Source organism: Robertmurraya sp. GLU-23 (genome assembly GCF_052983275.1).
Map to the genome: position 1 here is coordinate 121,326 of NZ_JBRKCV010000005.1, position 26,412 is coordinate 147,737.

Here is a 26,412-nt window from a genome sequence, read left to right on the forward strand (position 1 = left end):
GTAAATTGTGAATATTTATATCGAAAACTTAATTTTTATGCAATAACCTGTAAAAAAGAGCAGCCATTTAGGCTGTTATATATGATTTTTGTAAGACCGTTTTAATTATATTAACCGCTTCATTAATTTGTTCCTCTGTGGCAGTTAATGGTGGCAGAAGACGGAGAACATTTTCGCCAGCTGGTAATGCTAACAATCCGCTTTCTCTTAAATCCTTTAGAAGTGATCCGACCGAATTTTGTAATTCAACACCAATCATTAATCCTGATCCGCGAATCTCCTTCACAACAGAAATCTCCTTTAATTCCTCTTCAAGTAAAGATTTCGTGTATTCTCCCTTTTTAACAACTGACTCTAAAAATTCGGGAGCAAAGATTGCTTCCATCGTAGCTATCGCAGCACTAATGGAAACTGGATTTCCTCCAAACGTTGAACCATGACTTCCCGGTCCAAAAAACGGCAGCAGCTTCTCTGTACCGATTACTGCTCCGATAGGAAATCCACTTCCTAATCCCTTTGCTGAAGTCACAATATCAGGAGATAAATCGTACTGTTGAAAAGCAAAGGGCTTTCCCGTTCTACCTATCCCAGTTTGGATTTCATCAATAACAAATAATGCACCATATTCCTTACAAAGCTTTTCTACTTCTTTAAGAAATGCCTCTTCGCCTACATGAATACCGCCCTCACCTTGAATAACCTCAAGCATTATAGCAGCCACTTCATGAGACATTTCTTCTTTAAGTGACGTGATATCGTTAAATGGAACATAAACGAACGACTCGAGCATGTTACCATAGCCTTCTTTTATCTTGTCTTGACCAGTCGCTGACATTGTCGCAAACGTTCTTCCATGAAAGGACTGTTGAAACGTAATAATTTTTGTTCTTCCCGTTGCTTTTCTTGCGAGTTTAATTGCTCCCTCATTGGCTTCGGCACCACTATTTGCAAAAAATACTGCCTCTAATCCAGCGGCATCAGCAAGCATTTTTGCAGCAAGTACTTGCTTTTCTTGAGGAAACAGATTCGATACATGCCAGAATTGATCAAGTTGTATTTGCACAGCCTTTTTCACGGCTTCTGGCTGATGTCCAAGGTTACAAACTCCGATTCCAGAAGTAAAATCTAAATATTTCTTTTTATTTATATCGTATAAATAGGAACCTACAGCCTTAGATGGCTCCACTTCCCATCTTGCATATGTTGGAAAAAGACCACTCATTGAAGAATCCCTTCCTTTCTACAAATCTGAGTACCAAGCCATTGGCCATTTTCATAAAATCCTTTTTTACCATTTACAATCATTACGCTCTTAAGCCCCATGTCTATTGCTGACAGTGCTGACTCAACTTTAGGAATCATACCACCATAGATCGTACCGTTTTCAATCAATTCACTAACTTCACGTTTATTAAGTTCTTTCTTCACTTGATTGTTTACGAGAATTCCATCCACATCTGTTACAAACAAGCACTGCTCTGCTTCTAAACCGATCGCAACCGCAGCAGCTGCGTAATCTGCATTTACGTTAAGCTTGACGTTTTGTTTATTTATCGCAATCGGTGTAATTACAGGTATATGTCCCGATTCAACCATTAGTTGAATGAGGTCTTTATTAATCTCTTGGACCTTACCAACATATCCAAGTCGCTCTTTGTCTAGGTATTCTGCTTGAATTAGATTAGAGTCACTGCCATTTAGTCCTACAGCTGTGAGCCTAAAATCATTCAGTTGTTCGACCAACTTACGATTGGTTTTACCTGTGAGCACCATTTCAGCAATTTGTAATGTTTCTTTCGTTGTTTTCCTTAATCCATTTACAAATTCAGGCATAATGTTTAGCTTCTCAAGCATGTCATTTATGTCCGGTCCGCCACCATGAACAATCACCACAGAATAACCTTTCTTCTTCATTTCTTTGATACTATCAAAAAAACTAGAAGACAATTCGTTTAATACACTTCCACCACATTTAATTACGATCGTTGACAACTTATGTGCCCCCTTACGTTCGATAGCTCGCATTAATTTTTACGTAATCGTAAGAAAGGTCACATCCCCATGCCTTTCCTTCCCCATCTCCAAATTGTAAATCTACGAAAATATGGATTGTATCATTTTCTAAATATTTCTTTGCGTCATCCTCTGAAAACACTTGAGGCACACTATTTAATAACATCGTTGTTTCACCAAGCTTAATATCTACAGTATCAACATTCACTTCGACACCCGCTTGCCCAATTGCACCTATAATACGTCCCCAGTTTGCATCAGCACCGAAAATAGCTGTTTTCACGAGATTGGAACCAACAATTTGCTTTGCAATTTTACGTGCATCGTCATTGGAAGCTGCACCTTTTACACTCACTTCAATTAGCTTTGTGGCACCCTCTCCGTCACGTGCAATTTGCTTTGCTAAGTCTTGGCTTGTATTTTTTAGTAACTCAATGAAAACTTCCCAATCTTTATGGCCTTCATGAAGCTCCTCATTTCCAGCTTTTCCGTTTGCCATTACAAGGACCATATCATTCGTAGATGTATCACCATCAACTGTTATTTGATTGAAAGACTTGTTCGTTACGCTTTTTAATGCTTTCTTTAAAGACTCAGGAGATATAGCGGCATCACAAGTAATAAAGCCAAGCATGGTAGCCATATTAGGATGAATCATTCCGGATCCTTTTGCAGCTCCACCCATCGTAACCTGTTTTCCATCAATCTCAGTAGTGTAACAGCTGCTTTTCATACATGTATCTGTTGTTAAAATCGCCGTTTGAAATCCCTCAGCATCTTCTAGTGTTTGACCAAATTGTATTTCTGAAATGCCTGCTGCAATTCGATCCATTTGGAGGTACTCACCGATTACTCCTGTAGAAGCAACTGCTACAAAAGTTTCTTCAAGTTTCAGCTTTTCGGCTGTCAGCTTTCGCATGGAGTAGGCATCTTGTAGACCTCTTTCTCCTGTACAAGCATTTGCGCATGCACTATTTACAATCACAGCTTGTAGTTTTCCGTTTTCTTGAATACTATGCTGAGTTACCTTCAGTGGGGCTGCTTGAAACTGATTTAATGTGTAAACAGCCGCACTACTGGCAGGCACTTCACTATATATTAATCCAACATCTTTTCTAGAAAAACGAAGGCCAGCGTGTACACCACCTGCATAGAATCCCTTTGGTGAGACTACACTACCACCATTTATTTTTTTTACTTGTGACACTTCCGATAAAGCTTCCATCCCTTAACCTCCTATTACGGATACAGTGGCATAAACTTCAAACCTGAATGACTCTCCAAACCAAACATGATGTTTGCATTTTGTACGGCCTGCCCTGCAGCACCCTTCATTAAATTATCGATTACCGATACGATTGTTAATCGGTTTGTTCTCTTATCAACGTGTAAACCTATATCACAATAGTTCGAACTTGATACATCCTTGATTGATGGAAAATAGCCTTGTGGTCTTACTCGGACAAACGGCTCATTTTCATAATACGATTGATATAAATCTATGACTCTTTCTGTCTCCCAATCTGCTAAAAGCTGGACATACATCGTAGCCATAATCCCTCTTGTTAACGGAAGAAGATGCGTGCTAAAGGTGATTGGCTGAATCTCACTATTCCAGAGCTTTAATTGCTGCTCAATTTCAGGAATATGCTGATGTTCATTCACCTTGTAAATTTTAAAATTCTCATTTACCTCTGCATACAAGGTTGCACGACTTGCTGCTCTCCCTGCCCCAGAGGTTCCTGATTTCGCATCAACGATAATACTCCTTGGGTCAATTAAACCTTCCTTTACAACAGGAGCTAACCCAAGTAAAGTAGCTGTTGGATAGCATCCGGGATTAGCGACCCAATTTGCCGCTTTTACCTGCTCCTTATTCCATTCGCTTAATCCATATACCGCTTCATCAATAATGGTCTCATTAGCAGGAGTTTTCTTATACCACTTTAGATAATCAGAAGAATCCTTTAACCTTAAATCCCCTGACAGGTCTATCACCTTAATATCTTTTTCAATAAATTGATCCACGAGGCTTGAGGACACCCCTGAAGGAGTAGCAAAAAAGACTAAATCACTTTCTTCAGCAATTTTATCAGCATCAATGCTGATCATTTTTTTATCAATAATTCCATAAAGATGTGGGTATTCATCTGAAATGGCCACTTCTTCTTTTGTTGAATGAATGGAATGTATGTCGAATTCAGGGTGTGAGTGCAATATACGGAGCAACTCAACTCCACCATATCCGGTTGTTCCGATAATTGATACTTTCATTCCTTACCCCTTCCTGAATATTAATGCATATTTAATCATTCGATTTAATTTTTATAAGTTTTAATGTACCTTATTATAAAAATTGCTAACAATAAAATCAACCAATTTTTAAAACTATTTTCATTTTTTTTAGATTATTTTTAATGTTAGTACTTCTCACAAGAAATCTGCATAAACAATTACTTCTATTGGAAGGTTTTAAGGTTGACGAAATTGATTTTTCTTTTTACAGTTAGACTAGTTAATTAAAGTGGCTAGCAAAGCGGTCAGGCAGGTGACATCTCCATGAATACTTCCATACAGCTACAGAATTTTAAACAAGTGGCAAGGTATACACGTAAGATTGAAAAAGGAAATTATTTATTCCAAGAAGGCCAAAAAGCCGAGGAGTTATTTATCGTTATAAAAGGGAAGATCCAAATCAGCAAGATGGTCCCAGATGGAAGAGAACTGACCATTCGAATGTGTTCTACTGGAGAGCTTATTGGGGAAATTCCTTTATTTTGTGCCTCACCCAAGTATATGTTGGACGCAAAGATTGTTGAAGATGGTGAGGTTGCAGTCATTCATAAGGATGATTTAGAGGAAAAACTTAGCACGGATCATTCTTTATCTTTACAATTTATGAAATGGTTAAACGGTCAGCTATTGAGAAACCAAACAAAATTCAGAGACCTTATTCTTCACGGTAAAAAAGGGGCATTGTACTCCACACTCATTCGTTTATGTAACAGCTACGGAATTGTTCGTGAACAAGGTATTGTCATAGATCAGCCCTTGACCAATCAAGAGATTGCTAATTTTTGTGGAACCTCTAGGGAAGTTGCCAATCGCTTGCTAAGTGAATTACGGAAGAATAACATCATATCCATTGATAAAGGAATTATTACGATCCATAATTTGATGTTCTTAAGAGATGAGATTGATTGTGAAGATTGTCCAATTGATATTTGTAAAATTGATTAAAAGCACTCGGCAGATGAAAACACCGAGTGCTTTTATTTATGCTACTAGTAACGCTACTGTCATCAATCCAAAAAATAAAACAGCATTTACAATCTCTAAAATCCCTACTTTTTTTGCTGAGTAAGGCTTCCCGTAGAAGAAAATGGCTCTATATAAACTTGGTAAGCTAGCTAATGCAATGATCCAATAGCCAATCATCAGCCACAGTATAACCACCAACAAATGATATCCCCAAGAGATTTGTTTGTATACTTCACTCTTTTTCTCGCGAATCATCGTTTTTACATAGAATGTACTTCCTATAAAAAAGATAATGGAAGAGAAAAAGGCAAGCCAAGCTTTGTAACTAATTACTCCCTCCGCTAAAAAGCTACTTGCTAAGCCAGCAATTGCGAATACGATAATGGCACTTATATCATTCGTTAGTGCACGATCGTTGTTTTTGCTAGAAAAATACGCATTTATGCAAAAAAACGGGATCATAATCAGTCCAAAAAGAATAATAGAAGGTCTTGTCAATAAAGGGAATAACAGAAAAAACAAAGCTGGTAGCATGTAGATGATCGTCCATTTCTTATACAAAGAGAGCTTCTTTCTTTTAAATAATAACAACATTGGATATGTCGCCAAATATAGTAGTAACCAGCCCACAAAGAAAGGGATATGCTGCCAAAGGAAGCTCGAAGCAAGAACCCCTAACCAAAAAGGGATGATTAACATTGCCCAAGCACCATGCTGTTTTGGTAAAAATAATTTCATTGTCCTCACTCCTAGTGTTGTAGCTACTTATACTATAAAAGAATGAAGAGTGTTAGTAAGTGAATTGAATCACAGGTCAAAAAACTGCAAAGCACTTACGCTTTGCAGTTCCCTAGATTTCTTTGTTCATTTATATATTGTACAAGCCAGGTCATTGTATCGTTTTCGTTCCAAATAGGAATGTTCGTATTCATCTGTAACGGCTCACAACTCACAAACGCCAACACATTCTCTAAACTTTTAAGAGCATCAAAATCTTCTCTATTTCGTAATAGTACAATTTTATGATATCTTTCATTTTTATGCCCTTCTATTACAATAACCTCTGGATTCATACTACATAAAATATGAACTTGTTCTTGTACACTCCATTCATCCTTCTCTACTTGAATAAGAAGTCTTCCTTCTCCCTCAACTATTGAGGCAAAGGCACCAGAATGTATATGCTCCGAAGAGTCCTTTTTTTCAACTACATCAGGTTTGCCACCATGCCCATGATGCTTAATTGTAGCTACATATATATTTTGCTTGGATAGTTCTTGTAGTAGTGTTTTGACAAATGTTGTTTTTCCACTGTTTTGAAAACCGACTACTTGCACAATGATGGGGGTTACCACGGCCATTCGCTACCTTCTGAATCTTCTAACAATAGGACATCAACAATCGTCTGAGCTTCAAATCCTCTTGTTCCACCTGGTAGGATAATAAATGAATTGGCCCCTGCCAAGCTCATCACGATATTTGATTTGTCTACTCCACTTGGTGAGGCCACTAACTTTCCATTAGCGATTGTAACTTTACTCCTCACAAAACGAGTAAATGGGTTAGCTTTTGGAAAATCAACTTCTAAAACGGCCTTTTCTCTTCTTAAATGTGGCTTCGTACAAAAAAGCATGGTACGAATGATTGGTCTCGCAAATAACTCAAACCCTACATAACAAGCAGAAGGATTTCCGGATAACCCAAATAATATTTTCCCATCTAAATGTGCTACTGTGGTAACACTTCCAGGTCTCATAGCTACTTTATTAAAAAGGACATCCGCTCCTAATTTTTTATAAATTTGAGGCAAATAATCGAAATCTCCAACCGAGACACCACCTGTAGTAATCAATAAATCAACCTCTACTATGGCACTTCTAATTGATTCATAGCATAACTCAAAATCATCAGGAAGTTTTCCGAAATACCTTACTTCGGCCCCAGAACGCTCGATTTGAGCAATAATCATATGAGTATTAGAGTTTCGGATTTTCCCCGGCTGTAATTCATCCTCTACTTCAAGCAGTTCTGTACCTGTAGCAAATAATCCAATGACAGGTTTTTTAGCAACCGGTACATCCTTATAGCCAAATGTTGCTAACATCGCTTGAATCCCTGGATTGATTTTTGTTCCTCTTTTTACAAGGACTTCTCCCTTTTTCGCATCCTCACCAGAGAAAGAAACATTATCTCCTGATTTATAAGATCGCTTAATGGACATATATGATTTTCCGTTCTTTTCACTCGTTTTTGCAAGTTCTAACATGACAACTGCGTCACAATTCATAGGCATCTGTGCACCTGTCATGATGCGAACTGCTTGGAATTCACCGACTTCCTTATTCGAAACGTAACCTGCACCAATATGATCAACTACTTCAAACTCAACAGCATTAGAAAGCGAAGCATTAGATGAATCAACGGAACGAATAGCAAACCCATCATATGGAGAACGATTGAAGTGGGGAACATCTGAGGTTGCAACTAAATCCTCAGAAAGGTATCGGCCATAACTCTCGTTTATGGAAACTAATTCTTGTTTGCCACGCATTGAATACGACATCACTTTTTTTACTGCTTCACCAACTTGTATCGGCATTCTTTTTTCGATCAATTAAATCAACTCCTATATGGTAAGGTCCTCTGTTCACCTGTGTAATTATAAACAATCAAATAATAAATAAAACAGGACAAACATCACTTAATAACTTATTTTAGCGCACTTCCCATAACAATTTGAAGAAAATAGAAAACATTTATTTGAAAGTGTGATTCACATCACCTTAAAGTAAGACAAAATCATTTATTCTTAATTTGTAAATAAAAAGTATTTTTGGAGGGCAATTAAAATGACATATCCATTTCAAACTGACTCATTAGTAAAAGATATAGTAAATGAATTTCCAAAAGCAGCAGACGTGTTTAAGAGAAACCGAATTGATTTTTGTTGTGGTGGAAACATTCCTTTAGACGAAGCTGCATCTGAAAAATCAGTTGATGCACATGAAATTATTCAAGAGCTTCAACAGCTTTTTGATATGTATGAAGGATCTAAAGAAGATGTAGCCGTATGGACAGATTCAGCCTCTGACGTAATTATTCACCATGTGATTGAGCATTATCATCGTCCTTTAGAAGAAGAACTTGCTAACTTAAGTCCTTACGTAACAAAGGTGGCAAAGGTTCATGGTGGACATCGTCCAGAATTGTTAAAGGTATACGAACTCTTTTACGAACTAAAAAAAGAATTGCTTGAACACACAGCCAAAGAAGAAGAACTCGTATTTCCAATGCTACAAAAGCTTGATACTACTACTGGCGAAACTCGGAGCGAAATGATTAAAGAGATAACCGAATTAGAAAAAGAACATGATCATGCTGGAGCTATTCTGAAGGAATTAAGAGACATTACATCTGACTTCCAACCACCAATGGATGCATGTGGTACGTATCGTCTAGTCTACAAAAGACTTGAGTTATTAGAAGAACAAACATTTATGCACGTTCACCTTGAAAACAATATTCTATTCCCTAGATATATCTCATAAGAAAACAAAAACTACTTCTCGCAGAAGTAGTTTTTATTTATCCCCCTATATAGGACATTTCGATTTTCTTTCTGTTTGCTATTGTTTCTTCCGTTCTTTCATCGGAATAACGGTCATTTCTTCCGTTCCAAATGTCAGTAATTCTTTGTTCAATTTCCGAATCAGAGACACCGCTTCTCATAAAGTCACGAATATCGTGTCCGTTCCCATTAAACAAACAAGTAAAGAGCTGCCCATTAGCAGAAAGTCTCGATCGAGTACAGCTAGAGCAAAACGACTCAGAAACAGAAGTAATAAATCCGACATCTACATTTGAACCCTTGTATCGATATCGCTTAGCAACTTCGCCAAAATAATCGGGATCAACAGGCTCTAACAAATAATGCGCATTTAATTGTTCATAAATTTCCTTTTTGGTTACAACGTCATCCATTTTCCATCCGTTTGTACTACCCACATCCATATATTCAATAAAACGGAGTTGTAGTCCATTATCTTTACAAAATTGTGCCATAGGAACAATCTCTTGATCATTTAAGCCTTTTTTAACAACCATATTCAGTTTGACACCTAGGCCTGCTTTTTGGGCCGCATGAATTCCTTCTATGACAGGTCCTGTTTTCACACCACGACCATTAATCTCACCGAAGAGCTCATCATTCAAGCTATCAAGGCTTACATTTACCCTCTTAAGACCAGCATCCTTTAACTCCTCAGCATACTTTGGTAAAAGAACGCCGTTCGTTGTTAAGCCAATATCCTTTAAACCCTTTATTTTAGAGAGCTTCTCAACAAGTAAAGGAAGCTGTTTTCGAAGGAGAGGCTCGCCACCTGTGAGGCGTATTTTTTCCACTCCAAGTCCTACAAATATATGAGCCAAACGCTCAATTTCTTCATAGCTGAGTAATTCATTTCTAGGTAAAAAAGCAAAATCGGGACCGAACACCTCTGCTGGCATGCAGTACTGACACCGGAAATTGCATCGATCGATAACCGATATTCTTAAATCTCGTAACGGACGGTTTAATTGATCAGTAATTTTATTTATGATAATCAACTCCATCGCAAGAGTATCTTGCATGCATTGTAGTATATTTTATTATAACGGTAAACCACTTTACAACATAACTATTTTATTAAACGTGAACATATTGTTACATCATTCGTGAAGTTATTGACAACAAATCTGATTGCCCTCATTGTAGATGATAGAATCATTATTGTCTAAAAAAGGGTGAATCCGGATGTCAGCAGTTGTAAAAGAAACTCATTCAATAGAGATAAAAGAACTTCTTCATCTGGCTGACCGCCGTTTTATTGGAGAAAAAAATACTTTTATCTTTCAAGAAGGAATGGAAGCAGAGGAAATGTACGTCATTCTGTCAGGGAAAGTACAGATTAGTAAAATTACATCCGATGGCAGGGAGCTATCATTAAGGATTTGCGGTAAAAATGATATTTGCGGAGAACTAACACTTTTTACTCATTCCCCTAAATATTTACTTAGCGCCAGGGTACTTGAAGATGCAGAAATTGCTGCCATTAATAAGGATGTCCTTGAGAAAGAAATCTTTCGAAACAGTTCTCTTGCCCTAGAGTTTTTAAAATGGATGAGCGACCATTTCAGAAAAACGCAAACGAAGTTCCGTGATCTCGTTTTAAATGGAAAGAAAGGCGCATTATACTCTACTCTGATCCGTATGACAAATAGTTATGGTGTAGAGGTACAAAGCGGGATCCTCATCGACCTTCCACTAACGAACCAAGAACTTGCCAATTTTTGTGGAACTTCCCGTGAAAGTACCAATCGCATCTTAAATGAACTAAAAAAAGAGAAAATTATTTCTATAAGAAAGAGTAAAATTATCGTTCATAATCTACAATTTTTAAGAAACGAAATTGGTTGCGAAAATTGTCCAAAGGTGTATTGCAGTATTGAATAAATCGGAGTGCAGGAATTTCTGCACTCTGATTTTTATGCTTTCTTTGATCTTAAAGCCTTAGGCACATAAACACAAAATGGTTCACTTTCTAGATAATCACCTGTCATGGCATATGCTCTTGATCGTGAGCCACCGCATACATATCTGAACTCACATACGCCACACTTGCCTTTATATTTATCAGGGTTCCTTAAGTCTTTAAATATCGGTGATTCTCTGTAAATCTCGGCTAACGGCTGCTCACGCACATTCCCGGCTTTTATTGGTAACAGCCCACTTGGGTACACATCCCCGATATGAGATATAAATACAAAGCCGTTTCCGTCGTTAACCCCCTTAGGAGCTCTTCCTAACCCATCAATACTTCCTGTTAATCCCTGACTAGTTAAGGCATCCAAATAAGAGATATTTTCCTTTTTCTTCTCTTCTTTCATTTTTTGCTGAATAAACACACGTCGATAATGTTGAGCCGCTGTCGTTTTTATATCAAAAGGTACGCGTTTGCTCAGCTCTTGAAGCCAGATAAATACTTTCTCATGCTCTACTGGAGAAATCATATCCTTTTCTTGCCCCCTACCAGTTGGTACTAAGAAAAAGACACTCCATAAAACACATTGTAGCTTCTCGACTAGTTCAGCCATCTCGTCTAGGTATTCATAATTGTAACGAGAGATCACCGTGTTGATTTGAATCGGTATTTCAAGTTCATGAAGATACTGAATTCTTTCTAGGGTTAAGTCAAATGAGCCTGCTGTTCCACGAAAATGGTCATGTATTTCAGCAGTCGGGCCGTCTAAACTAAAGGCCCATCGTGAAAGACCTACCTCCTTGGCTTTTTCAATTGACTCTTTCGTAACATTTGGTGTGGCACTAGGAGTCATTGATACGCGTACACCTTTTTTCACAGCATATTCGGCAATATCAAAAACATCTTTTCTCAATAGCGGATCCCCGCCTGTAAATACGAGCATGGGATTATTCATTTCATATATTTCATCTATTAATTTTTTACCTTCTTCATAGGTTAATTCCCTTGGATCGGTTTTATACTGTGCTTCTGCACGGCAGTGAAGGCATTTTAGCTGACAAGCTCTCGTTAACTCCCAAATAACAATAAACGGATCTTTGTTAAAGTCTCGACTAACAATCACAATGAGGACCTCCTGGCAAAGCACAACTTTTGTAAAATCATTTACATCCATTGTATAGGGATATTCTCCTGAAATAAGTGAACTAGCTCACAGTTTTAATAAAACTTATTAGTTTCCATAAAAAAAGCTAACCGCACGAGCGGTTAGCTTCCATCCTATCGAATTCCAAGCGCAATCTTTGCGTATCTTGACATTCTTTCTTTTGACCACGGTGGGCTCCAGACGATATTTACTTCTGTGTTTTTTACTTCAGGGATATCACTTAGAGCCTCTTTCACATTTTCCACAATGGCACCTGCTAACGGACAACCCATTGAAGTTAACGTCATTGTAATGGTCGCTGTGCCTTCTTCGTCCATCTCAATATCATAAACAAGGCCAAGGTTCACAATATCTATTCCAAGCTCTGGGTCAACAACTAATTCCAAAGCCCCCATAATACTATCTTTTAAATCTTGATCCATTATAATCACTCCTTAAAGTTCAACTCTATTTACATGATAACAAAATGGTTTACATAAGTTATAATATAATGATTATTTTTCTGCTGAAGTGACGTACATCATACTTGATGAAAGTAAATGCTTATCAAACCACTCAACGGTTTTTAACAGCCCTTCTCTGCTGACCTTATGATCCGCCTTTTCGTCACTAATAAAATGTAGTAACTGAGGGGTTTGTTGATAATGTTTCTTAATGCTTTCGTAGTAATCATACGCATATGAATACGGAACAATATTGTCCCTTTTCCCATGCCAAAATAAAAGTGGTCTTCCCATTAATTTTTCCGGTTGTTGGCTTAAGTCTCTTTCTCGAAGACGACCAAATAATTCATCAATAGCTGACTGCTCAATCGGCAGTTCTTTTCCCTGATTTTTCAGCTCTGCAATTTGCGCTTTAGCAAGTTTTTCATAGTAAGGCATACCCATTAGACTTACAGCAGTATGAATCCATGGATAGTTTGTTAATGCACCTAGAGTAATAATTCCTCCCATTGAAGTTCCAACAACTCCAATCCTTTCAGAATCGATCAACTGACTTACTTCAAAATACTTCTTCAGATTCTTTAGTTCTGAAATGGTTTGTAAAACTATCTCCCAAAAATGAAACTGCAAATGGGAACGAGTTTCTTCCGTCTGTCTCTCCCCATGATACAGACAGTCTGGTAGTAACACACGAAACCCTTTTTCAGCCAGTAAATAAGCATAATGTAAATTATGTTCCTTAGCACTCATAAACCCATGTATAAAAATCACGAGAGGGAGCTTCTTATCAAAAAGGTTCGTGCGAGCCAAATGTAATAATGGAATCTCCCCTATTTGTTTATTTTCAACAGAAATCACAAAGAAAACCTCCAATAATAAGTTGAATTTTTTTACAGAAGGGAAGCAATATTGTTAACATAAGAATAGCTACAACATTCTTTTATTAAGAATTTCTATATTTTAGTGTATCATGTGGACAAGTATTTTCCTAAAGGTTTACACTTAACCTACTACGTCATGAATCGAGGGATAGACATGAGAGAAAAACATTTAATTGCTTTAGACCTTGATGGTACTTTATTAAAAGACGATAAGACCATTTCTGAAAAAACGAAAAAAGTCCTTAACAGCGCCAGAGAACAAGGACATGAGATTATGATTGCTACGGGAAGGCCATTCCGCTCAAGCGAAATGTATTACCATGAATTAAACCTTACGACTCCAATTGTAAATTTTAACGGTGCATTTATTCATCACCCCCGTTCTAACCAGTGGGGAGCGTATCATACGCCTTTAGATATAGAAGTGGCAAAGGATATTGTTGAGGCACTAGACTCTTTTTCCTTTCACAATATTATTGCTGAAGTCATAGATGATGTGTATTTTCATTACCACGATGAAAAACTTCTGGATATTTTCGGTTTAGGAAAACCAAATATAACAACAGGTGATTTACGAAGGTTCCTAAAAGAGTCACCAACTAGTATGCTGATACACGCCGAAGAAGAGCAGGTACAGAACATTCGAAAGCATTTATCAGATGTGCATGCAGAGGTGATTGATCATCGTCGTTGGGCTGATCCTTGGCACGTGATTGAAATTGTGAAATCAGGTTTAAGCAAAGCAGTTGGACTTAAAAAAGTATCGGAGTTCCTACAAATTCCTAAGGAAAGAATTATTGCATTTGGTGACGAGGATAATGATTTTGAAATGATTGAGTATGCTGGCCTTGGTGTAGCAATGGGCAATGGCATTGAGCAACTAAAAACCCTCGCGAATGAGGTTACACTTACGAATGAGGAAGATGGAATTGCTATCTACTTAAATGATTATTTAAACTTAAAAGCATTGTAACAATATATACAAACCCTCCCATTTTTTATTCTAGTAAGCGAGCAAATTAGTGAGCATACTAACACTTGAGGTAGCAAGACTGTTACTTCAAAATAGCTCGGATATGGAGGGATTTGCAATGGGTAAACGCAATAAATCAAAACGCTTTGTACAACAAGGTGTAGATGCAGTATCCAAGCATGACGATCGTATCCCATATCACACAACGTATGCAGAAGCAGAAGCACAAAAAATGGCAAATGTGAAAGAATCATCACTTGGTGGAATATAATGGGAAACAGACTATTTATCGAAGCCAGAAAAGCAGTTGACCTTGCCAAAAACGCAACGGGTAGCGGCCAGTATGAAGCGATATCACGAGCCAAAAATGCTTTATCTTCTGCATATGCTAACTCCACTGTAGCTGAACAAGCGCAGCTGCGAGAAATGCAAAACGAGCTAGATATATAAAAAGGAAGGCTGACGAGTTCGTCAGCCTTCTTTTTTTATTCAAACACTTCTAAAACTACTGGGCGGGATTGTTGGTTTTCACCCTTTTCGGATTTCGTAAACAAATTCATTATCAAGGTACCATTTTTCGGAAGTTTCTCCTTTGGGATGGAGACAGTAATAACAAAAGGATAAGCGTCACCAAAGGCTTTTCCTGTTTGTATTTTTGTTTCCTCGATAAATTGTGTATGTCCGTCTTCTACGGAGTAATAAAAATAATTTTTACCAATATGAGCATCTCCTCGTACTTTGTAATTTCCACTTCCCCCATCTACGACAATATTTTTAAATGCAGATTCTTCTTTTGCATAGCCAATGGATGGAATGAACATAAACACAATGGTGATCAATAAAAGCAATTTTTTCATGATTTTCCCTCCTATTTTAGTTATTCCCTTCTAAAAAAGCCGAAAATTCCTGCTGTTTGAACAATATTAGTAAAAGCATTAGGATCTACTGACTTAATAATTCGTTCAAGATCAAACAATTCGTAGCGCGTAATGACTGTTATTAGCATTTCTTTATTTTCATTGGTAAATGCACCTTTTGCAGGTACCGTTGTAATCCCTCGAACAAGCCTTGAATGAATAGCCTGTTTCATTTCCTCCGACTTTTTCGTAATAATCATGGCTGTCAGCTTTTCATGACGAGTGTGAATCGTGTCAATCACCCTTGTAGACACGTATAAAGTAACTAACGTATATAAGGCCTTTTCCCACCCGTATAAAAATCCTGCAGTAACAATAATGGCTCCATTTAAAATAAAGAAATAGGTTCCCACTGGTCTATCCTTCATTCTCGATAAAACCATTGCTACTATATCCATTCCCCCAGTAGAAGCTCCCCACTTTAAGGTGATTCCTGTTCCAACTGCGGCAATCACTCCACCAAATACCGCATTCAGTAAAATATCCTTTGAAACATTAATAATGGGAACGATTTCTAAGAAAAAAGACATTAGAAATACACTGATAAAGCTGTATACCGTGAATGATCGTCCTACCTTTTTCCAGGCTAAGATGGTAACAGGAAGATTAAGAATAAATAACCAAACCCCAGTTGTCATGAAATTTCCAAATACACTAGACAATAGCTGTGCTACTCCCACAAAACCACTGGAGTACACATTAGCCGGGATTAAGAAAAAATTCATTGCCACTGCATTTAATGCTGCTCCGATGGTTACAATGATTATTTTTTTTGTATGCAGATAAATCAATGACTTTCCCCTCCTCGAAAACTCTATTTTTCCTATTATGAGCAAACTCCTCTGCATTTAATTGTAATTCGCTTATAATTTCTTTAAACTAAAGAAAAGATTACAGAGTTATTGGAGTGTGATAGGCATGTCGATTAAATTAATGGCTGATTCTGCTAGCGATTTGCCGCTTAACTTTTTTGCTGAACATAATGTCACCATGTTACCTCTGAAGGTACATGTAAAGGAGCACGAGTTCGAAGATTTACTAACCATTAATCCCGAAACCGTTTACGAGTCCATTCGAAACGGAGATCTTCCCAAAACATCTCAAGTGTCACCATCTGTATTTGAAAAACACTTTACCGAGTTAGCTTTAAATAACGAATCTGGTCTATACATAGCTTTTTCTTCCGAATTATCAGGAACGTATTCAACAGCGGTGATGATACGTGACCAAGTGAAAGAACAATATCCAAATCTTGACTTGACCATTATTGATTCAAAATGTGCATCACTAGGATGTGGATTGGTTGTTATGAAGGCAGCCAACCTCTTAAAAAATGGTGCTACTAAGGAACAGGTTATTGAGTCTTCAGAATTTCTATGTAAGCATATGGAGCATCTTTTTTCTGTTGATGATCTTGACCATTTAGCTAAAGGCGGAAGAGTTTCTAAGGCTTCTGCTTTCGTTGGAGGTCTATTAAATATTAAGCCTCTCTTAAATGTGGAAGATGGGAAACTCGTCCCAATTGAGAAAATACGTGGAAAGAAAAAATTAATGCGTCGTATCATTGAAGTCATGAAAGAACGTGGAGAGTCTTTAGATAAGCAAGTGATCGGAATTAGTCATGCGGATGATAAAGCAAGCGCGGATGACATGAGAACCATGATCATTGAAGAGTTCTCACCTCAAGATGTTTACATCTCAGATATTGGGGCTGCAATTGGGTCACATACAGGACCAGGAACGATTGCCATATTCTTTCAAAATAAGCTTCATTCCTAACCTGCATACTTCTTCTTTTCCAACAGAAACTAAAAGAAGCCTTGTAATATGAGGCAGAATGTTTTATCTAGGAAAGGGGATTTATGTTATGCCACATACTTCAGATAATGATAAAAAAGCACAAGACAAAAATGCACGCAGACATGAAAAAAACATGTTAGAAGAAAAGAATAAAACAGCAGGAAAAAAATCATTTTCGAAAAAGACAGATCACTTGTAATAGAAAAATGACGTGGTTACTCCACGTCATTTTTTTCTTCTTTTTTATACGTCCAAAAATCCTCTTGATAAACTAACCCATTCTTCATCAATTTTCCTAATGCACGCTTAAAAGCAGCTTTACTTAATCCAAATCGTTCTAGAATGTCCTCTGGCATACTCTTATCACTATAAGGCATGGCCCCATTTCTTAGCAGGAGATACTCATAAATCTTATGTGCATCCTCGTCGAGAGCTTCCTGTTTACGAGGAATTAAAGAAATATTAACGGTTCCATCTTCTTTCACATCTATAATTCGGCCTTCTACTTTTTCACCCAGTCTAGGCTCCACTTTCCGCTGCGACTCGTGAACAAAGCCTTTAAACCCTTCTACCGTATACACCCAAGTGCCTACCTTAGCAGTTCTGTACACATGACCTTGAATATTTTTATTAAAATCCTTTGATGTAGCTTTAATACTAATGTCTGTAATAATAGGATCAGTCGCAGCTTTTACATAAATTCGGTTATTTTTATTTACCCGAAGTGTAATGTATAAAAGATCATCCACATTTGGCCAAACAGACGTATGTACTGGAAGGTCCTCTTCTCCTAATAACACATCCTTTTTTACTCCAATATCAATAAACACACCAATTCCAGGCTTTACTTCGACCACCTTCGCCCAGCCATACTTGCCGACTTGAACTTCTGGGATGTAAGTTGATGCAGTAATACGATCACGAGAGTCGATATAAAGGAAAACCTCAATTTCTTGGTCCTCCGTTAATTCCGTATTTTCAACCATTTCATTTTCATGTAAAAGAACGTCTTCTTCCCCATTGGTTAAAAAATAACCAAATGCAGCTTTCCTTGCTACCTTCAGGGTTGTGACCTGTCCAATGTAATCAGTTAGTGACATACACTACCTCCTAAAATTTATCTATATCTATACATTAACCTTATCTATCGTTTATAAAACGGCGAGAAAGTTGTTTGAACTGCTATATTTTACTATAATGAACCCATAAAGGGAAACTGAATAAAAGATACATAAAATTTTTTTAATTGTAGGAGGCTTATATGTCTAAAGAAAGTTCATTCGATATTGTATCAAAAGTTGACTTTTCAGAAGTAACAAACGCCATTACACAAACGATGAAAGAAATATCTACTCGTTATGATTTTAAGGGGAGTAAGAGTGAAGTATCACTGGATAAGGAAGAATTAGTCCTTATTTCTGATGACGAGTATAAACTAGATCAACTCAAAGATGTGCTGCTAAGTAAATTAATTAAACGTGGAGTCCCAATCGGTAATCTCGATTATGGGAAGCTTGAAGGGGCTTCTGGCGGAACCGTCAGACAACGTGCCAAGCTTGTTCAAGGAATTGATAAAGAAAATGCCAAAAAAATTAATACGATTATAAAAAATAGTGGCGTAAAGGTAAAAAGCCAAGTTCAAGATGATCAAGTTCGCGTCACTGGTAAAAATCGTGATGATCTTCAAAAGATTATTGCTCTTGTAAAAGAAGCAGACTTAACCGTAGAAGTACAATTTACAAACTATCGCTAGTATAATAAATCTGCCGACAACTCCGGCAGATTTTTTTCATATGCCTCACATTCTGTTTCCTTTTTTCCTCTCAAAAAGTTGTATACTAAATAAAAGAACAGTTTTGGAGGCTCATCGATTGAATTACAAAAAGATAAAACCGAAAAAAATTTATGAAGAAGTTGCTGATGCCATACACGATATGATTAGGGCAGGACAATTTAAGCCTGGCGATAAGCTCGATTCCGTCCAACAACTAGCCGAAAACTTTCAGGTTGGACGCTCAACCATTCGAGAAGCCTTAACCGCTTTACGTACTATGGGATTAATAGAAATTCGGCAAGGCGAAGGAACATACGTAAAGGAGTTTGAATCGGGACAAGTAAGTCTTCCCCTCTCTACCGCTATATTAATGAACTTACAGGATACTCAAAATTTACTCGAGGTCCGAAAAATTCTAGAAGCTGGAACATGTTACACAGCCGCTCAAAAAAGAACAGAGGAACATTTGCAAACCATCGAAGCCGCTCTTAAAGAAATGCAGCTCGCTAGCGGAAATGAAGAGCTTAATGAAAAAGCAGATCTTGCCTTTCATTTGTCGATCGCCGAAGCCACTCAAAATCCTTTACTTGTAAATTTAATGAACCATGTATCAGGGCTTATTGGTGAGACCATTAAGGAAACACTTCGTCTTTGGCTCTTTTCTGAACAAATCACTGTTGACCGTCTGTATGAAGAGCATCACAATATTTATATAGCAATAAAAGAACAAAACGGAGAAAAAGCACGTGCACTTATGCTAGATCATCTTGAAAATGTAGAGAGTGTTCTTTATAAATACTTAAAATAACCTTCATGCACTTCTAATAAAAATGAATGAAGTGCATTTTTTTAGAAAATTTCGTGTAATCCCTTTCAAGAAATACTATAAATATAGTATTATTGTTATTAATTAATCTATTTTGAACAGGTCATCAGATGACCTGATTTTTAAGGGGATAGGAGACAAACAATCATGAAAGTTACCCTTTTTGCCACATGCCTTGTTGATATGTTTCAAAGCAATGTAGGAAAAGCAACGGTTGAATTGCTAGAGCATTTAGGCTGTGAAATTGATTTCCCAACTGCTCAAGTTTGCTGTGGTCAGCCATCCTACAATAGCGGATATGTAAAAGAATCAAAGGAAGCAATGAAGACAATGATTAACACGTTTTCACATGCCGAATATATCGTTTCCCCTTCAGGCTCCTGCGTTGCCATGTTTCATGAGTATGAGCATATTTTCAAAGATGATCCGGTTTGGGGCCCGAAAGCAAAGGAACTCTCTTCCAAGTCATATGAATTAACTCAATTTATTGTTGATGTATTGAAAATAGAAGATGTTGGAGCTCGCTTTAAAGGGAAAGTTACGTACCATACTTCTTGTCATATGACTAGATTACTAGGTGTAAAAAGAGCTCCGATGGTCCTTCTATCAAATGTGAGAGATTTAGAGTTTACCGAGTTACCAGGAAAAGAGCAATGCTGTGGATTTGGCGGAACATTTTCCGTAAAAATGGCACAAATCTCTGAACAAATGGTTGATGAAAAAGTCGCTCACGTAGAAGAAACCGGAGCAGATTATTTAATTGGTGCGGACGCTGGCTGTTTAATGAACATTGGCGGGCGTATTGAACGGAACTTAAAGCCAATTAAGGTATTACATATAGCCGAAATATTAAATAGTCGCTAATGTGAAACAAGTAACCCTGGGGAGGGATAAAGAAATGTCAATGAAAATTAGCACAACCAACTTTAATGAGCGAGTGGATAAAGGCATTCAAGACTCTTTCATGCGAGGAGCTGTAGTTGGAGCGCAGGAACGAATGGGTACACGCAGACTAGACGCAACAATTGAACTAGGAAACTGGGAAGAATGGCGTAAACACGGTGAAGAAATTAGAAAGCATGTACTTGACCATCTGGACTATTATTTAGAACAACTTAGTGAAAATGTTGCTAAGCGAGGGGGGCACGTATTTTTCGCTCAAACAGCTGAACAAGCCAATGAATATATCAGAGGAGTTATTAAAGAAAAGAACGCCAAAAAAGTGGTGAAAGCAAAATCGATGGTTACGGAGGAGATTCACCTTAACCAATGTCTTGAAGATGCGGGTTGTGAGGTAATTGAAACCGACCTTGGTGAGTATATTTTGCAGGTTGATGACCATGATCCTCCTTCTCATATCGTTGTTCCCGCTCTTCATAAAAACAAAGAGCAAATTCGTGACGTGTTTTCGGAAAAGCTGGGCTACAATAAGACTGAAAAACCAGAAGAACTCGCATGGCATGCTAGAGAAATGCTTCGTCAAGAATATTTAACAGCTGATGTAGGAATTACTGGTTGTAATTTTGCCGTTGCAGAAACAGGATCAATCAGTCTAGTCACGAATGAAGGCAATGCAGATCTTGTCACGTCCCTTCCGAAAACGCAAATTACCGTTATGGGGATGGAAAGACTTGTTCCGACCTTTGAAGAAATGGAAGTTCTGGTTAGTCTTCTTACTAGAAGTGCGGTTGGTCAGAAACTGACTAGCTACATTACTGTCTTAACTGGCCCTCGTGAAGAACATGATGTTGATGGTCCTGAAGACTTTCATCTCGTTATCGTAGATAATGGCCGCTCTAGTATACTCGGTGGTGAATTTCAATCGATTCTTCAATGTATTCGCTGTGCAGCTTGTATTAATGTATGTCCTGTCTATCGACATGTTGGAGGCCACTCATACGGCTCCATCTATTCGGGTCCGATTGGTGCTGTATTATCTCCTTTATTAGGCGGGTACGATGACTATAAAGAACTACCATACGCTTCTACACTTTGTGGAGCATGTACGGAGGTTTGCCCAGTAAAAATTCCTTTGCACGAGCTGTTGCATAAACACAGACAAACGATTGTTGAAAAAGAAGGGAAAGCACCCATTTCCGAAAAATTAGCTATGAAGGCATTTGGTTTGGGTGCTGCGTCCCCTTCCCTTTACAACCTCGGATCCAAGTTCGCACCGACGGCCATGCTGCCTTTTACTTCAGGTGACAAAATCTCTAAAGGTGTAGGCCCTTTAAAGGCATGGACAGAAATTCGTGAGTTCCCTGCACCAAACAAGGAAAGATTTAGAGATTGGTTCAAAAATCGGGAAAAAGGTGGGGAATAATCATGACTGGAACAATAAAAAATAAAGAAGTTTTTTTAAATCAAATTGCTACCTCACTTGGTCGTGAAAGACAAATTCAAAACGCACCCGTTCGAAACTGGAAGCATCAGCCCCAACATCTTGTGTTAAAAGATGCATCGATTGATGACTTAGTAGAAGTTTTGAGGTTACAATGCGATAAAATTCATACGACTCTCGTTGAAACAAATCTCAAGGAACTAGAGAAGACACTTATAGAAACGGTTGCCGTTCATGGTGGTGGGCCCATTGTATCTTGGAAGGATGAACGTTTTTCTAAGTGGGGTCTTTCTCCCCTTATGAATGAAACTTGGCCAAGCGAAGGTGTTTCTATTCATGAATGGGATTACACCAAAGAAATGGAAAACATCTCTTTTGCTGAAAAAGCAAACGTAGGAATCACAATTAGTGAAATAACACTTGCAGAATCAGGTACGGTTGTTTTACTAAGTGATAAGGATAAGGGACGGACCGTGAGCTTTCTTCCTGCTACACTCATCGTTTTAGTTCCTAAAAGCACTCTAGTACCGAGAATGACGCAAGCTGCGCAAAAACTTCGTTCCATACATGAACAAGGTAAGCAAGTTGCTTCATGTGTAAATTTTATTACAGGCCCAAGTAATTCTGCTGATATTGAATTAAATTTAGTAGTTGGAGTTCATGGCCCAGTTAAAGCTAGCTATATCCTTATTGATGATTTATAAATAACTTTTAGCAAAACAAGTAAAGCCGAACCCCAAGTTTTTGGGTGTTCGGCTTTTTTCGAAAGGATTTTCACAACTACTAACGTCTACCAAGGTATTTGTTTCCCATCTCTAAAGAACCCTCCGTTGGGTCCATCTGGTCCTATCATCGCTAACCACAGGATAGACTCGGCTGCTTCCCATGGTGTTCTTGGGGCAGATGGTCCCCCCATATCTGAGCTTACCCATCCCGGATCAACTGCATTTATTTTAATATCACCTTTAGTTTCTGCAGCTACTAATCTTGTCAAACCATTTAAGGCAAATTTGGACAACTTATAGGCGCCTACTCCTGGAGAGGACATTTCGCTCATCTCCCCATATTCTGAGGAAATAGTAATAATTCTCCCATATCCTTGTTTTTCCATTAAGGGCATAAAGGAACGCATAACATGGTAGACACCAAAGAAGTTAGTTGCCATTGTTTTATCGAGAATAATTGGATCCATAGCCAATAACTTCTCATTCTCATCTAAATACACGCCTGCATTATTAATTAATACATCTAATTTTCCATACATCTCATTTAGAGTATCAGCAGCTTGCGTAATGCTTTCGTAATTCGAAACATCCATTTCTATGCATGAAACATCCAGATGTAACTCCTTAAGTTTTTGTACAGCCTTATTACCCATTTCACAATCTCGACTAGCCAAAATGACCTTAAAACCATTCAAACTCAATTGTTTGACCAGCTCATATCCAATTCCTCGATTCCCTCCAGTTACAAGTGCCACTTGTTTTACATGTGTCATCTAGTTCCTCCCTTTCTCTTTCTTTGATTATATCGAGACTTGTTTTGTGGGGCTGTACATATAGTTTCTTAGAAAAATAGATACGGAACCTAGTATCAAAGATAGGATTCCCACTAATACAACGTATTCTGTACCCATACTTGATATAAACAATCCACCTATAGCTGCTCCAATTGTTGTTCCTAGATTAGCCGATGTTAAAAATAATCCATTTGCGAAATCAGGAGCTTCCGGAGCTGAAGACATAATCCAGTATTGATTGATATTTCCTCCTACTCCTGCTAAGATGCCCCAGACTAAAGTAATGATCGCCATAGGTACGGATAAATGTCCAAAAAGGAATAATAAGATATATACGGCTCCTAATACGAAAGGAAAAAACACTACTGAACTTAAGGCATTTTTAGTAAGTAACTTCCCTGCCAAAACATTTCCAATAATATTGGCGCCACCGAATACAAATAACATAATCGTAATTGTATTCGAAGACAAATTCGTAACCGTTTTTAAATACTCAGCCAAATAACTATAAACCCCGAATATGGCTGAGTTTAGAAAAATGACTGCTACAATGGACTGCCAAGTTACGAATTTTTTTAATACAGATAATTGTGCTCCATAAGAAAGTTTTTCCGTTACAGGCATAGATGGTACAAATAGTAAGGTAGCAAGGAATGCAAAAGCATTTACAACAGCAAAGAATACCATCGCCATTTGTAAAGAAATTGTACTGGCAATAAAACTAGCAATTGGTACGCCAACTACCATACCAGCGGATACACCTATAAAAACTTTAGAAACAGCTTTAGGAGCTTCTTCTTTGCTAACTGAGGCAGCAGCCACTGAAAAAGCCAATGAACAATAAATGGGATGAAAAAGGGCTGGTATCACACGAGCAATTAAGGCAATAGTGAAGTTCGTTGTAAATATAGAAACAATATTCCCTACAACGAAAACACCAAGTACGAGTAACATAACCTTCTTCCGATTGATACCTGAAAAAAGTAATGGCATCGTAGGACCAGATACTGCAATCACAAGGGCAAAAAGACTCACCAGCAACCCTGCTTTTGATACACTAACATTAAAATGTTCAGCAAGGGAAGGCAGTATACCGATAACTCCCATTTCAGTATTTAAGATACCGAATACTCCAATAGTTAATATGAAAATTAACAAATTATTTTGTTTAGCCAAAGTAACAACTCCTTTCTATAAATAAATAGCCCCATTCTTAGGGGCCATATTTTTTAGCTTTATCTCAATTAATTTGACTGTTTACTCATCCTCGTATGCGAGGGAGGTAGATAAGTCGCGATAGGCGTTGATCTGTTGTTGAAGCTCTACAACTTTTTGTTCGGCACCAGCAAGGGCATCTGCACCAGCGATCCAGCGAGACGGTGGTTCCTCCTGATTTACGATGGTGATCAAAGCCTTAGCAAGTTTAGTAGGATCGCCTTCCTGCTTTCCATTTTTTTCTTCCCAAAAAGCATGGTATTGTGCATTACGCTCGGCGTAATCATCAATAAATGCCTCAGCAAGGAATTTTGATTCTAGTTCTAAAAATTTGGTACGAAAGAAACCTGGTTCTACAATGGTCGTTTTAATATCAAAAGGGGCAACATCATGATGTAACGACTCCATAAATCCTTCAAGACCGAACTTCGAAGCACAGTAAGCCGCATTGTATTCAAAACCAACTAATCCCGCAAGAGAAGAAATTGATATAATATGTCCTGAACGCTCCTTACGCATCAATGGCAACACAGCACGGGTGACGTTCATGGGTCCATAGAGGTTGGTCGTGATTTGACGTTCAATCTGTTGTGGTGTCAGTTCCTCGAAGAAACCACCATAGAAACTACCTGCATTGTTGACCAACACATCAATACGGCCAAAACGGTCTACAGCTAACTTCACGGCAGTCTCGGCATCTAATGGGTCAGTAATATCCAACTTCACAATTAACAGATTTTCGTGATCGCCAAGGGCATTGGCTACCTTGTCAGTATTACGACCAGTGGCGACAACCTGGTATCCTGCTGCAAGTGCTGCTTTTGCGAAATCAACACCCATTCCACGTCCAGCACCTGTGATAAACCAAACATTTTTATTGTTAGTCATACTTATCTCCTCCTAGATTTACTTTTCTTTGGAAAATACTCCTTGTTCCCACAATCTACTAATCCACTTGTTGTGTCGGGCGAATGATGATTTCACTTACCGCAACTGTTTCAGGCGTACTAATCGCGTAAGCTACCGCTTCAGCTACATCGCTTGATTTTAAACCGATTTCATGCTGTAGATTTTCCACCCAATTACGTCTTTCTGGGTCATTAATAGTTAAATGAAGCTCAGTATCTACCGTACCTGGAGAGATGAGCGTGCTGCGGATATTATTTTCACGTTCCTCTTTTCTTAAGCCCTCCATGATGGCACGAACAGCAAACTTAGTCCCACAATAAACAACACCTTGCTGAAAAACAACATGTCCAGCAACGGAGTCAGTCGTAACGATTTGACCTGATTTTTGTTTTTGCATAATAGGTAGTACAGCAGCAATCCCATTTAAAACACCCATGATATTGATGTCCAACATTTGACGCCACTCACTAAAGCGTTTTTGTGAAAGAGGAGCAGTTGGCATGACTCCAGCGTTATTAAAGAGCACATCTACACGACCATATTTTTCTATTGCAAGGTCGACAACTGCTTGAACTTCTTCTTCTTTTGTTACATCTGCAACAGCATATGAAATGTCAGCATTCGGTAATGATTCAACAAGTGCTTTCAAGCGATCTTCACGTCGAGCTGCAATCAATAGTTTTGCACCTTCTTGTGCTAATCTCATGGTAGTTGCTTCTCCAATCCCACTTGATGCACCCATGATAATAACAACTTTATCTTGAATAGTAGACACACTAATACACCCTTTCACACTACTTGAATTTATTCGGCGGTAATCCCTACCCTTGTTCCTTATTCTAGCGCGCCACACGGT

General features: G+C 38.0%; 31 protein-coding genes. 13 read left to right on the forward strand and 18 right to left on the reverse strand.

Annotation, left to right across the window (positions count from 1 at the left end):
* Positions 1-67: 67 nt before the first annotated feature.
* The 4 genes from ACVBAX_RS10945 to argC are packed head-to-tail and all read right to left on the reverse strand — an operon-like array spanning position 68 to position 4,287.
* Complete coding sequence (locus tag ACVBAX_RS10945; RefSeq protein ID WP_447117057.1) at positions 68-1,222, reverse strand: acetylornithine transaminase; 1,155 nt, start codon at positions 1,220-1,222, stop codon at positions 68-70.
* Complete coding sequence (argB, locus tag ACVBAX_RS10950) at positions 1,219-1,992, reverse strand: acetylglutamate kinase (RefSeq protein WP_430773616.1); 774 nt, start codon at positions 1,990-1,992, stop codon at positions 1,219-1,221. Before argB ends, ACVBAX_RS10945 begins: the two co-directional genes overlap by 4 nt.
* A 13-nt stretch (positions 1,993-2,005) precedes the next feature.
* On the reverse strand, positions 2,006-3,238 hold the full coding sequence (gene argJ / locus ACVBAX_RS10955; RefSeq protein WP_447117058.1) for a bifunctional ornithine acetyltransferase/N-acetylglutamate synthase: 1,233 nt from the start codon (positions 3,236-3,238) through the stop codon (positions 2,006-2,008).
* A gap of 14 nt (positions 3,239-3,252) precedes the next feature.
* Positions 3,253-4,287, reverse strand: a complete 1,035-nt coding sequence (argC, locus tag ACVBAX_RS10960; protein ID WP_447117059.1) for an N-acetyl-gamma-glutamyl-phosphate reductase — start codon at positions 4,285-4,287, stop codon at positions 3,253-3,255.
* A gap of 285 nt (positions 4,288-4,572) precedes the next feature.
* On the opposite strand from argC, the gene ACVBAX_RS10965 reads away from it, so the two are divergent.
* Positions 4,573-5,253 carry a Crp/Fnr family transcriptional regulator gene (locus ACVBAX_RS10965; RefSeq protein WP_447117060.1) on the forward strand — a complete coding sequence of 227 codons (681 nt, stop codon included), beginning with the start codon at positions 4,573-4,575 and terminating at the stop codon, positions 5,251-5,253.
* 36 nt (positions 5,254-5,289) lie between these two features.
* Here ACVBAX_RS10965 and ACVBAX_RS10970 read toward each other — a convergent pair whose 3' ends face one another.
* The 3 genes from ACVBAX_RS10970 to ACVBAX_RS10980 form a co-directional block, all read right to left on the reverse strand.
* A complete protein-coding gene (locus tag ACVBAX_RS10970) occupies positions 5,290-6,012 on the reverse strand; it encodes a YwiC-like family protein (protein ID WP_447117061.1) in 723 nt (240 codons plus the stop codon).
* A gap of 95 nt (positions 6,013-6,107) precedes the next feature.
* The gene (gene mobB / locus ACVBAX_RS10975; protein ID WP_447117062.1) at positions 6,108-6,635 is read right to left on the reverse strand and encodes a molybdopterin-guanine dinucleotide biosynthesis protein B; all 528 of its coding nucleotides are present in this window, start codon (positions 6,633-6,635) and stop codon (positions 6,108-6,110) included.
* Positions 6,623-7,885, reverse strand: coding sequence for a molybdopterin molybdotransferase MoeA (locus ACVBAX_RS10980; protein ID WP_447117160.1), 1,263 nt, complete (start codon positions 7,883-7,885; stop codon positions 6,623-6,625). The genes mobB and ACVBAX_RS10980 overlap by 13 nt, the downstream gene beginning before the upstream one ends.
* Positions 7,886-8,123: 238 nt before the next feature.
* Between ACVBAX_RS10980 and ric the strand changes: the two genes are divergently transcribed.
* The gene (gene ric / locus ACVBAX_RS10985) at positions 8,124-8,822 is read left to right on the forward strand and encodes an iron-sulfur cluster repair di-iron protein (RefSeq protein WP_447117063.1); all 699 of its coding nucleotides are present in this window, start codon (positions 8,124-8,126) and stop codon (positions 8,820-8,822) included.
* Between the two features lie 37 nt (positions 8,823-8,859).
* On the opposite strand, the gene moaA is transcribed toward ric, so the two are convergent.
* On the reverse strand, positions 8,860-9,885 hold the full coding sequence (gene moaA, locus ACVBAX_RS10990) for a GTP 3',8-cyclase MoaA (protein WP_447117064.1): 1,026 nt from the start codon (positions 9,883-9,885) through the stop codon (positions 8,860-8,862).
* 181 nt (positions 9,886-10,066) lie between these two features.
* Here moaA and ACVBAX_RS10995 point away from each other — a divergent pair, with 181 nt between their 5' ends.
* Positions 10,067-10,765 (forward strand): Crp/Fnr family transcriptional regulator, encoded by a 699-nt coding sequence (locus tag ACVBAX_RS10995; RefSeq protein ID WP_447117065.1) that lies wholly within the window; start codon positions 10,067-10,069, stop codon positions 10,763-10,765.
* A gap of 32 nt (positions 10,766-10,797) precedes the next feature.
* Here the strand turns inward: ACVBAX_RS10995 and ACVBAX_RS11000 are convergent, their stop codons facing one another.
* The 3 genes from ACVBAX_RS11000 to ACVBAX_RS11010 form a co-directional block, all read right to left on the reverse strand.
* On the reverse strand, positions 10,798-11,916 hold the full coding sequence (locus ACVBAX_RS11000; RefSeq protein ID WP_447117066.1) for a TIGR04053 family radical SAM/SPASM domain-containing protein: 1,119 nt from the start codon (positions 11,914-11,916) through the stop codon (positions 10,798-10,800).
* Positions 11,917-12,071: 155 nt separating this feature from the next.
* Positions 12,072-12,380 carry a metal-sulfur cluster assembly factor gene (locus ACVBAX_RS11005; protein ID WP_447117067.1) on the reverse strand — a complete coding sequence of 103 codons (309 nt, stop codon included), beginning with the start codon at positions 12,378-12,380 and terminating at the stop codon, positions 12,072-12,074.
* Positions 12,381-12,452: 72 nt separating this feature from the next.
* On the reverse strand, positions 12,453-13,259 hold the full coding sequence (locus tag ACVBAX_RS11010) for an alpha/beta fold hydrolase (protein WP_447117068.1): 807 nt from the start codon (positions 13,257-13,259) through the stop codon (positions 12,453-12,455).
* Positions 13,260-13,436: 177 nt separating this feature from the next.
* Between ACVBAX_RS11010 and ACVBAX_RS11015 the strand changes: the two genes are divergently transcribed.
* The 3 genes from ACVBAX_RS11015 to ACVBAX_RS11025 all read left to right on the forward strand — a co-directional run bounded on the left by ACVBAX_RS11015 (position 13,437) and on the right by ACVBAX_RS11025 (position 14,705).
* Positions 13,437-14,255 carry a Cof-type HAD-IIB family hydrolase gene (locus ACVBAX_RS11015; RefSeq protein WP_447117069.1) on the forward strand — a complete coding sequence of 273 codons (819 nt, stop codon included), beginning with the start codon at positions 13,437-13,439 and terminating at the stop codon, positions 14,253-14,255.
* A gap of 118 nt (positions 14,256-14,373) precedes the next feature.
* Positions 14,374-14,526: a hypothetical protein gene (locus ACVBAX_RS11020; protein ID WP_162927704.1), complete on the forward strand. Its 153-nt coding sequence runs from the start codon at positions 14,374-14,376 to the stop codon at positions 14,524-14,526.
* The gene (locus tag ACVBAX_RS11025) at positions 14,526-14,705 is read left to right on the forward strand and encodes a DUF3813 domain-containing protein (protein ID WP_119707218.1); all 180 of its coding nucleotides are present in this window, start codon (positions 14,526-14,528) and stop codon (positions 14,703-14,705) included. The genes ACVBAX_RS11020 and ACVBAX_RS11025 overlap by 1 nt, the downstream gene beginning before the upstream one ends.
* A gap of 35 nt (positions 14,706-14,740) precedes the next feature.
* Here ACVBAX_RS11025 and ACVBAX_RS11030 read toward each other — a convergent pair whose 3' ends face one another.
* Together ACVBAX_RS11030 and ACVBAX_RS11035 are read right to left on the reverse strand one after the other, a co-directional pair.
* Positions 14,741-15,112, reverse strand: coding sequence for a Gmad2 immunoglobulin-like domain-containing protein (locus ACVBAX_RS11030; protein WP_447117070.1), 372 nt, complete (start codon positions 15,110-15,112; stop codon positions 14,741-14,743).
* Between the two features lie 20 nt (positions 15,113-15,132).
* Positions 15,133-15,963 carry a YitT family protein gene (locus ACVBAX_RS11035; RefSeq protein WP_447117071.1) on the reverse strand — a complete coding sequence of 277 codons (831 nt, stop codon included), beginning with the start codon at positions 15,961-15,963 and terminating at the stop codon, positions 15,133-15,135.
* A 127-nt stretch (positions 15,964-16,090) separates the two neighbouring features.
* Between ACVBAX_RS11035 and ACVBAX_RS11040 the strand changes: the two genes are divergently transcribed.
* Positions 16,091-16,951, forward strand: a complete 861-nt coding sequence (locus ACVBAX_RS11040) for a DegV family protein (protein WP_447117072.1) — start codon at positions 16,091-16,093, stop codon at positions 16,949-16,951.
* Between the two features lie 88 nt (positions 16,952-17,039).
* Positions 17,040-17,171: a DUF3941 domain-containing protein gene (locus ACVBAX_RS11045; protein WP_447117073.1), complete on the forward strand. Its 132-nt coding sequence runs from the start codon at positions 17,040-17,042 to the stop codon at positions 17,169-17,171.
* A gap of 16 nt (positions 17,172-17,187) precedes the next feature.
* Here the strand turns inward: ACVBAX_RS11045 and ACVBAX_RS11050 are convergent, their stop codons facing one another.
* Positions 17,188-18,072 (reverse strand): CvfB family protein, encoded by an 885-nt coding sequence (locus ACVBAX_RS11050; RefSeq protein ID WP_430773594.1) that lies wholly within the window; start codon positions 18,070-18,072, stop codon positions 17,188-17,190.
* Positions 18,073-18,233: 161 nt separating this feature from the next.
* Between ACVBAX_RS11050 and ACVBAX_RS11055 the strand changes: the two genes are divergently transcribed.
* The 5 genes from ACVBAX_RS11055 to ACVBAX_RS11075 all read left to right on the forward strand — a co-directional run bounded on the left by ACVBAX_RS11055 (position 18,234) and on the right by ACVBAX_RS11075 (position 22,617).
* On the forward strand, positions 18,234-18,725 hold the full coding sequence (locus ACVBAX_RS11055; RefSeq protein ID WP_119707212.1) for a YajQ family cyclic di-GMP-binding protein: 492 nt from the start codon (positions 18,234-18,236) through the stop codon (positions 18,723-18,725).
* 118 nt (positions 18,726-18,843) lie between these two features.
* Positions 18,844-19,554 carry a FadR/GntR family transcriptional regulator gene (locus tag ACVBAX_RS11060; protein ID WP_447117074.1) on the forward strand — a complete coding sequence of 237 codons (711 nt, stop codon included), beginning with the start codon at positions 18,844-18,846 and terminating at the stop codon, positions 19,552-19,554.
* A gap of 165 nt (positions 19,555-19,719) precedes the next feature.
* Positions 19,720-20,436, forward strand: a complete 717-nt coding sequence (locus ACVBAX_RS11065; protein ID WP_447117075.1) for a (Fe-S)-binding protein — start codon at positions 19,720-19,722, stop codon at positions 20,434-20,436.
* A gap of 34 nt (positions 20,437-20,470) precedes the next feature.
* Positions 20,471-21,895: a LutB/LldF family L-lactate oxidation iron-sulfur protein gene (locus tag ACVBAX_RS11070; protein WP_447117076.1), complete on the forward strand. Its 1,425-nt coding sequence runs from the start codon at positions 20,471-20,473 to the stop codon at positions 21,893-21,895.
* Positions 21,895-22,617, forward strand: coding sequence for a LutC/YkgG family protein (locus ACVBAX_RS11075; protein WP_447117161.1), 723 nt, complete (start codon positions 21,895-21,897; stop codon positions 22,615-22,617). The genes ACVBAX_RS11070 and ACVBAX_RS11075 overlap by 1 nt, the downstream gene beginning before the upstream one ends.
* Positions 22,618-22,703: 86 nt before the next feature.
* Here the strand turns inward: ACVBAX_RS11075 and ACVBAX_RS11080 are convergent, their stop codons facing one another.
* The 4 genes from ACVBAX_RS11080 to ACVBAX_RS11095 form a co-directional block, all read right to left on the reverse strand.
* A complete protein-coding gene (locus ACVBAX_RS11080; RefSeq protein WP_447117077.1) occupies positions 22,704-23,411 on the reverse strand; it encodes an SDR family NAD(P)-dependent oxidoreductase in 708 nt (235 codons plus the stop codon).
* Between the two features lie 27 nt (positions 23,412-23,438).
* Positions 23,439-24,608, reverse strand: a complete 1,170-nt coding sequence (locus ACVBAX_RS11085; RefSeq protein ID WP_447117078.1) for an MFS transporter — start codon at positions 24,606-24,608, stop codon at positions 23,439-23,441.
* 81 nt (positions 24,609-24,689) lie between these two features.
* Positions 24,690-25,535, reverse strand: coding sequence for an SDR family NAD(P)-dependent oxidoreductase (locus ACVBAX_RS11090; RefSeq protein ID WP_447117079.1), 846 nt, complete (start codon positions 25,533-25,535; stop codon positions 24,690-24,692).
* Positions 25,536-25,593: 58 nt separating this feature from the next.
* Positions 25,594-26,331: an SDR family oxidoreductase gene (locus ACVBAX_RS11095; protein ID WP_447117080.1), complete on the reverse strand. Its 738-nt coding sequence runs from the start codon at positions 26,329-26,331 to the stop codon at positions 25,594-25,596.
* Positions 26,332-26,412 lie beyond the last annotated feature (81 nt).

Coding starts and splice junctions, on each gene's coding strand:
- ACVBAX_RS11050 (WP_430773594.1), bottom strand. CDS start 18,072: ATGTCACTAACTGATTACATTGGACAGGTCACAACCCTGAAGGTAGCA.
- ACVBAX_RS11030 (WP_447117070.1), bottom strand. CDS start 15,112: ATGAAAAAATTGCTTTTATTGATCACCATTGTGTTTATGTTCATTCCA.
- ACVBAX_RS11040 (WP_447117072.1), top strand. CDS start 16,091: ATGTCGATTAAATTAATGGCTGATTCTGCTAGCGATTTGCCGCTTAAC.
- ACVBAX_RS10945 (WP_447117057.1), bottom strand. CDS start 1,222: ATGAGTGGTCTTTTTCCAACATATGCAAGATGGGAAGTGGAGCCATCT.
- ACVBAX_RS11090 (WP_447117079.1), bottom strand. CDS start 25,535: ATGACTAACAATAAAAATGTTTGGTTTATCACAGGTGCTGGACGTGGA.
- ACVBAX_RS10970 (WP_447117061.1), bottom strand. CDS start 6,012: ATGAAATTATTTTTACCAAAACAGCATGGTGCTTGGGCAATGTTAATC.
- ACVBAX_RS11080 (WP_447117077.1), bottom strand. CDS start 23,411: ATGACACATGTAAAACAAGTGGCACTTGTAACTGGAGGGAATCGAGGA.
- ACVBAX_RS11065 (WP_447117075.1), top strand. CDS start 19,720: ATGAAAGTTACCCTTTTTGCCACATGCCTTGTTGATATGTTTCAAAGC.
- ric (WP_447117063.1), top strand. CDS start 8,124: ATGACATATCCATTTCAAACTGACTCATTAGTAAAAGATATAGTAAAT.
- ACVBAX_RS11020 (WP_162927704.1), top strand. CDS start 14,374: ATGGGTAAACGCAATAAATCAAAACGCTTTGTACAACAAGGTGTAGAT.
- argC (WP_447117059.1), bottom strand. CDS start 4,287: ATGAAAGTATCAATTATCGGAACAACCGGATATGGTGGAGTTGAGTTG.
- ACVBAX_RS11025 (WP_119707218.1), top strand. CDS start 14,526: ATGGGAAACAGACTATTTATCGAAGCCAGAAAAGCAGTTGACCTTGCC.
- argJ (WP_447117058.1), bottom strand. CDS start 3,238: ATGGAAGCTTTATCGGAAGTGTCACAAGTAAAAAAAATAAATGGTGGT.
- moaA (WP_447117064.1), bottom strand. CDS start 9,885: ATGGAGTTGATTATCATAAATAAAATTACTGATCAATTAAACCGTCCG.
- ACVBAX_RS11045 (WP_447117073.1), top strand. CDS start 17,040: ATGCCACATACTTCAGATAATGATAAAAAAGCACAAGACAAAAATGCA.
- ACVBAX_RS10965 (WP_447117060.1), top strand. CDS start 4,573: ATGAATACTTCCATACAGCTACAGAATTTTAAACAAGTGGCAAGGTAT.
- ACVBAX_RS11015 (WP_447117069.1), top strand. CDS start 13,437: ATGAGAGAAAAACATTTAATTGCTTTAGACCTTGATGGTACTTTATTA.
- ACVBAX_RS11070 (WP_447117076.1), top strand. CDS start 20,471: ATGTCAATGAAAATTAGCACAACCAACTTTAATGAGCGAGTGGATAAA.
- ACVBAX_RS11055 (WP_119707212.1), top strand. CDS start 18,234: ATGTCTAAAGAAAGTTCATTCGATATTGTATCAAAAGTTGACTTTTCA.
- mobB (WP_447117062.1), bottom strand. CDS start 6,635: ATGGCCGTGGTAACCCCCATCATTGTGCAAGTAGTCGGTTTTCAAAAC.
- ACVBAX_RS11005 (WP_447117067.1), bottom strand. CDS start 12,380: ATGGATCAAGATTTAAAAGATAGTATTATGGGGGCTTTGGAATTAGTT.
- ACVBAX_RS10995 (WP_447117065.1), top strand. CDS start 10,067: ATGTCAGCAGTTGTAAAAGAAACTCATTCAATAGAGATAAAAGAACTT.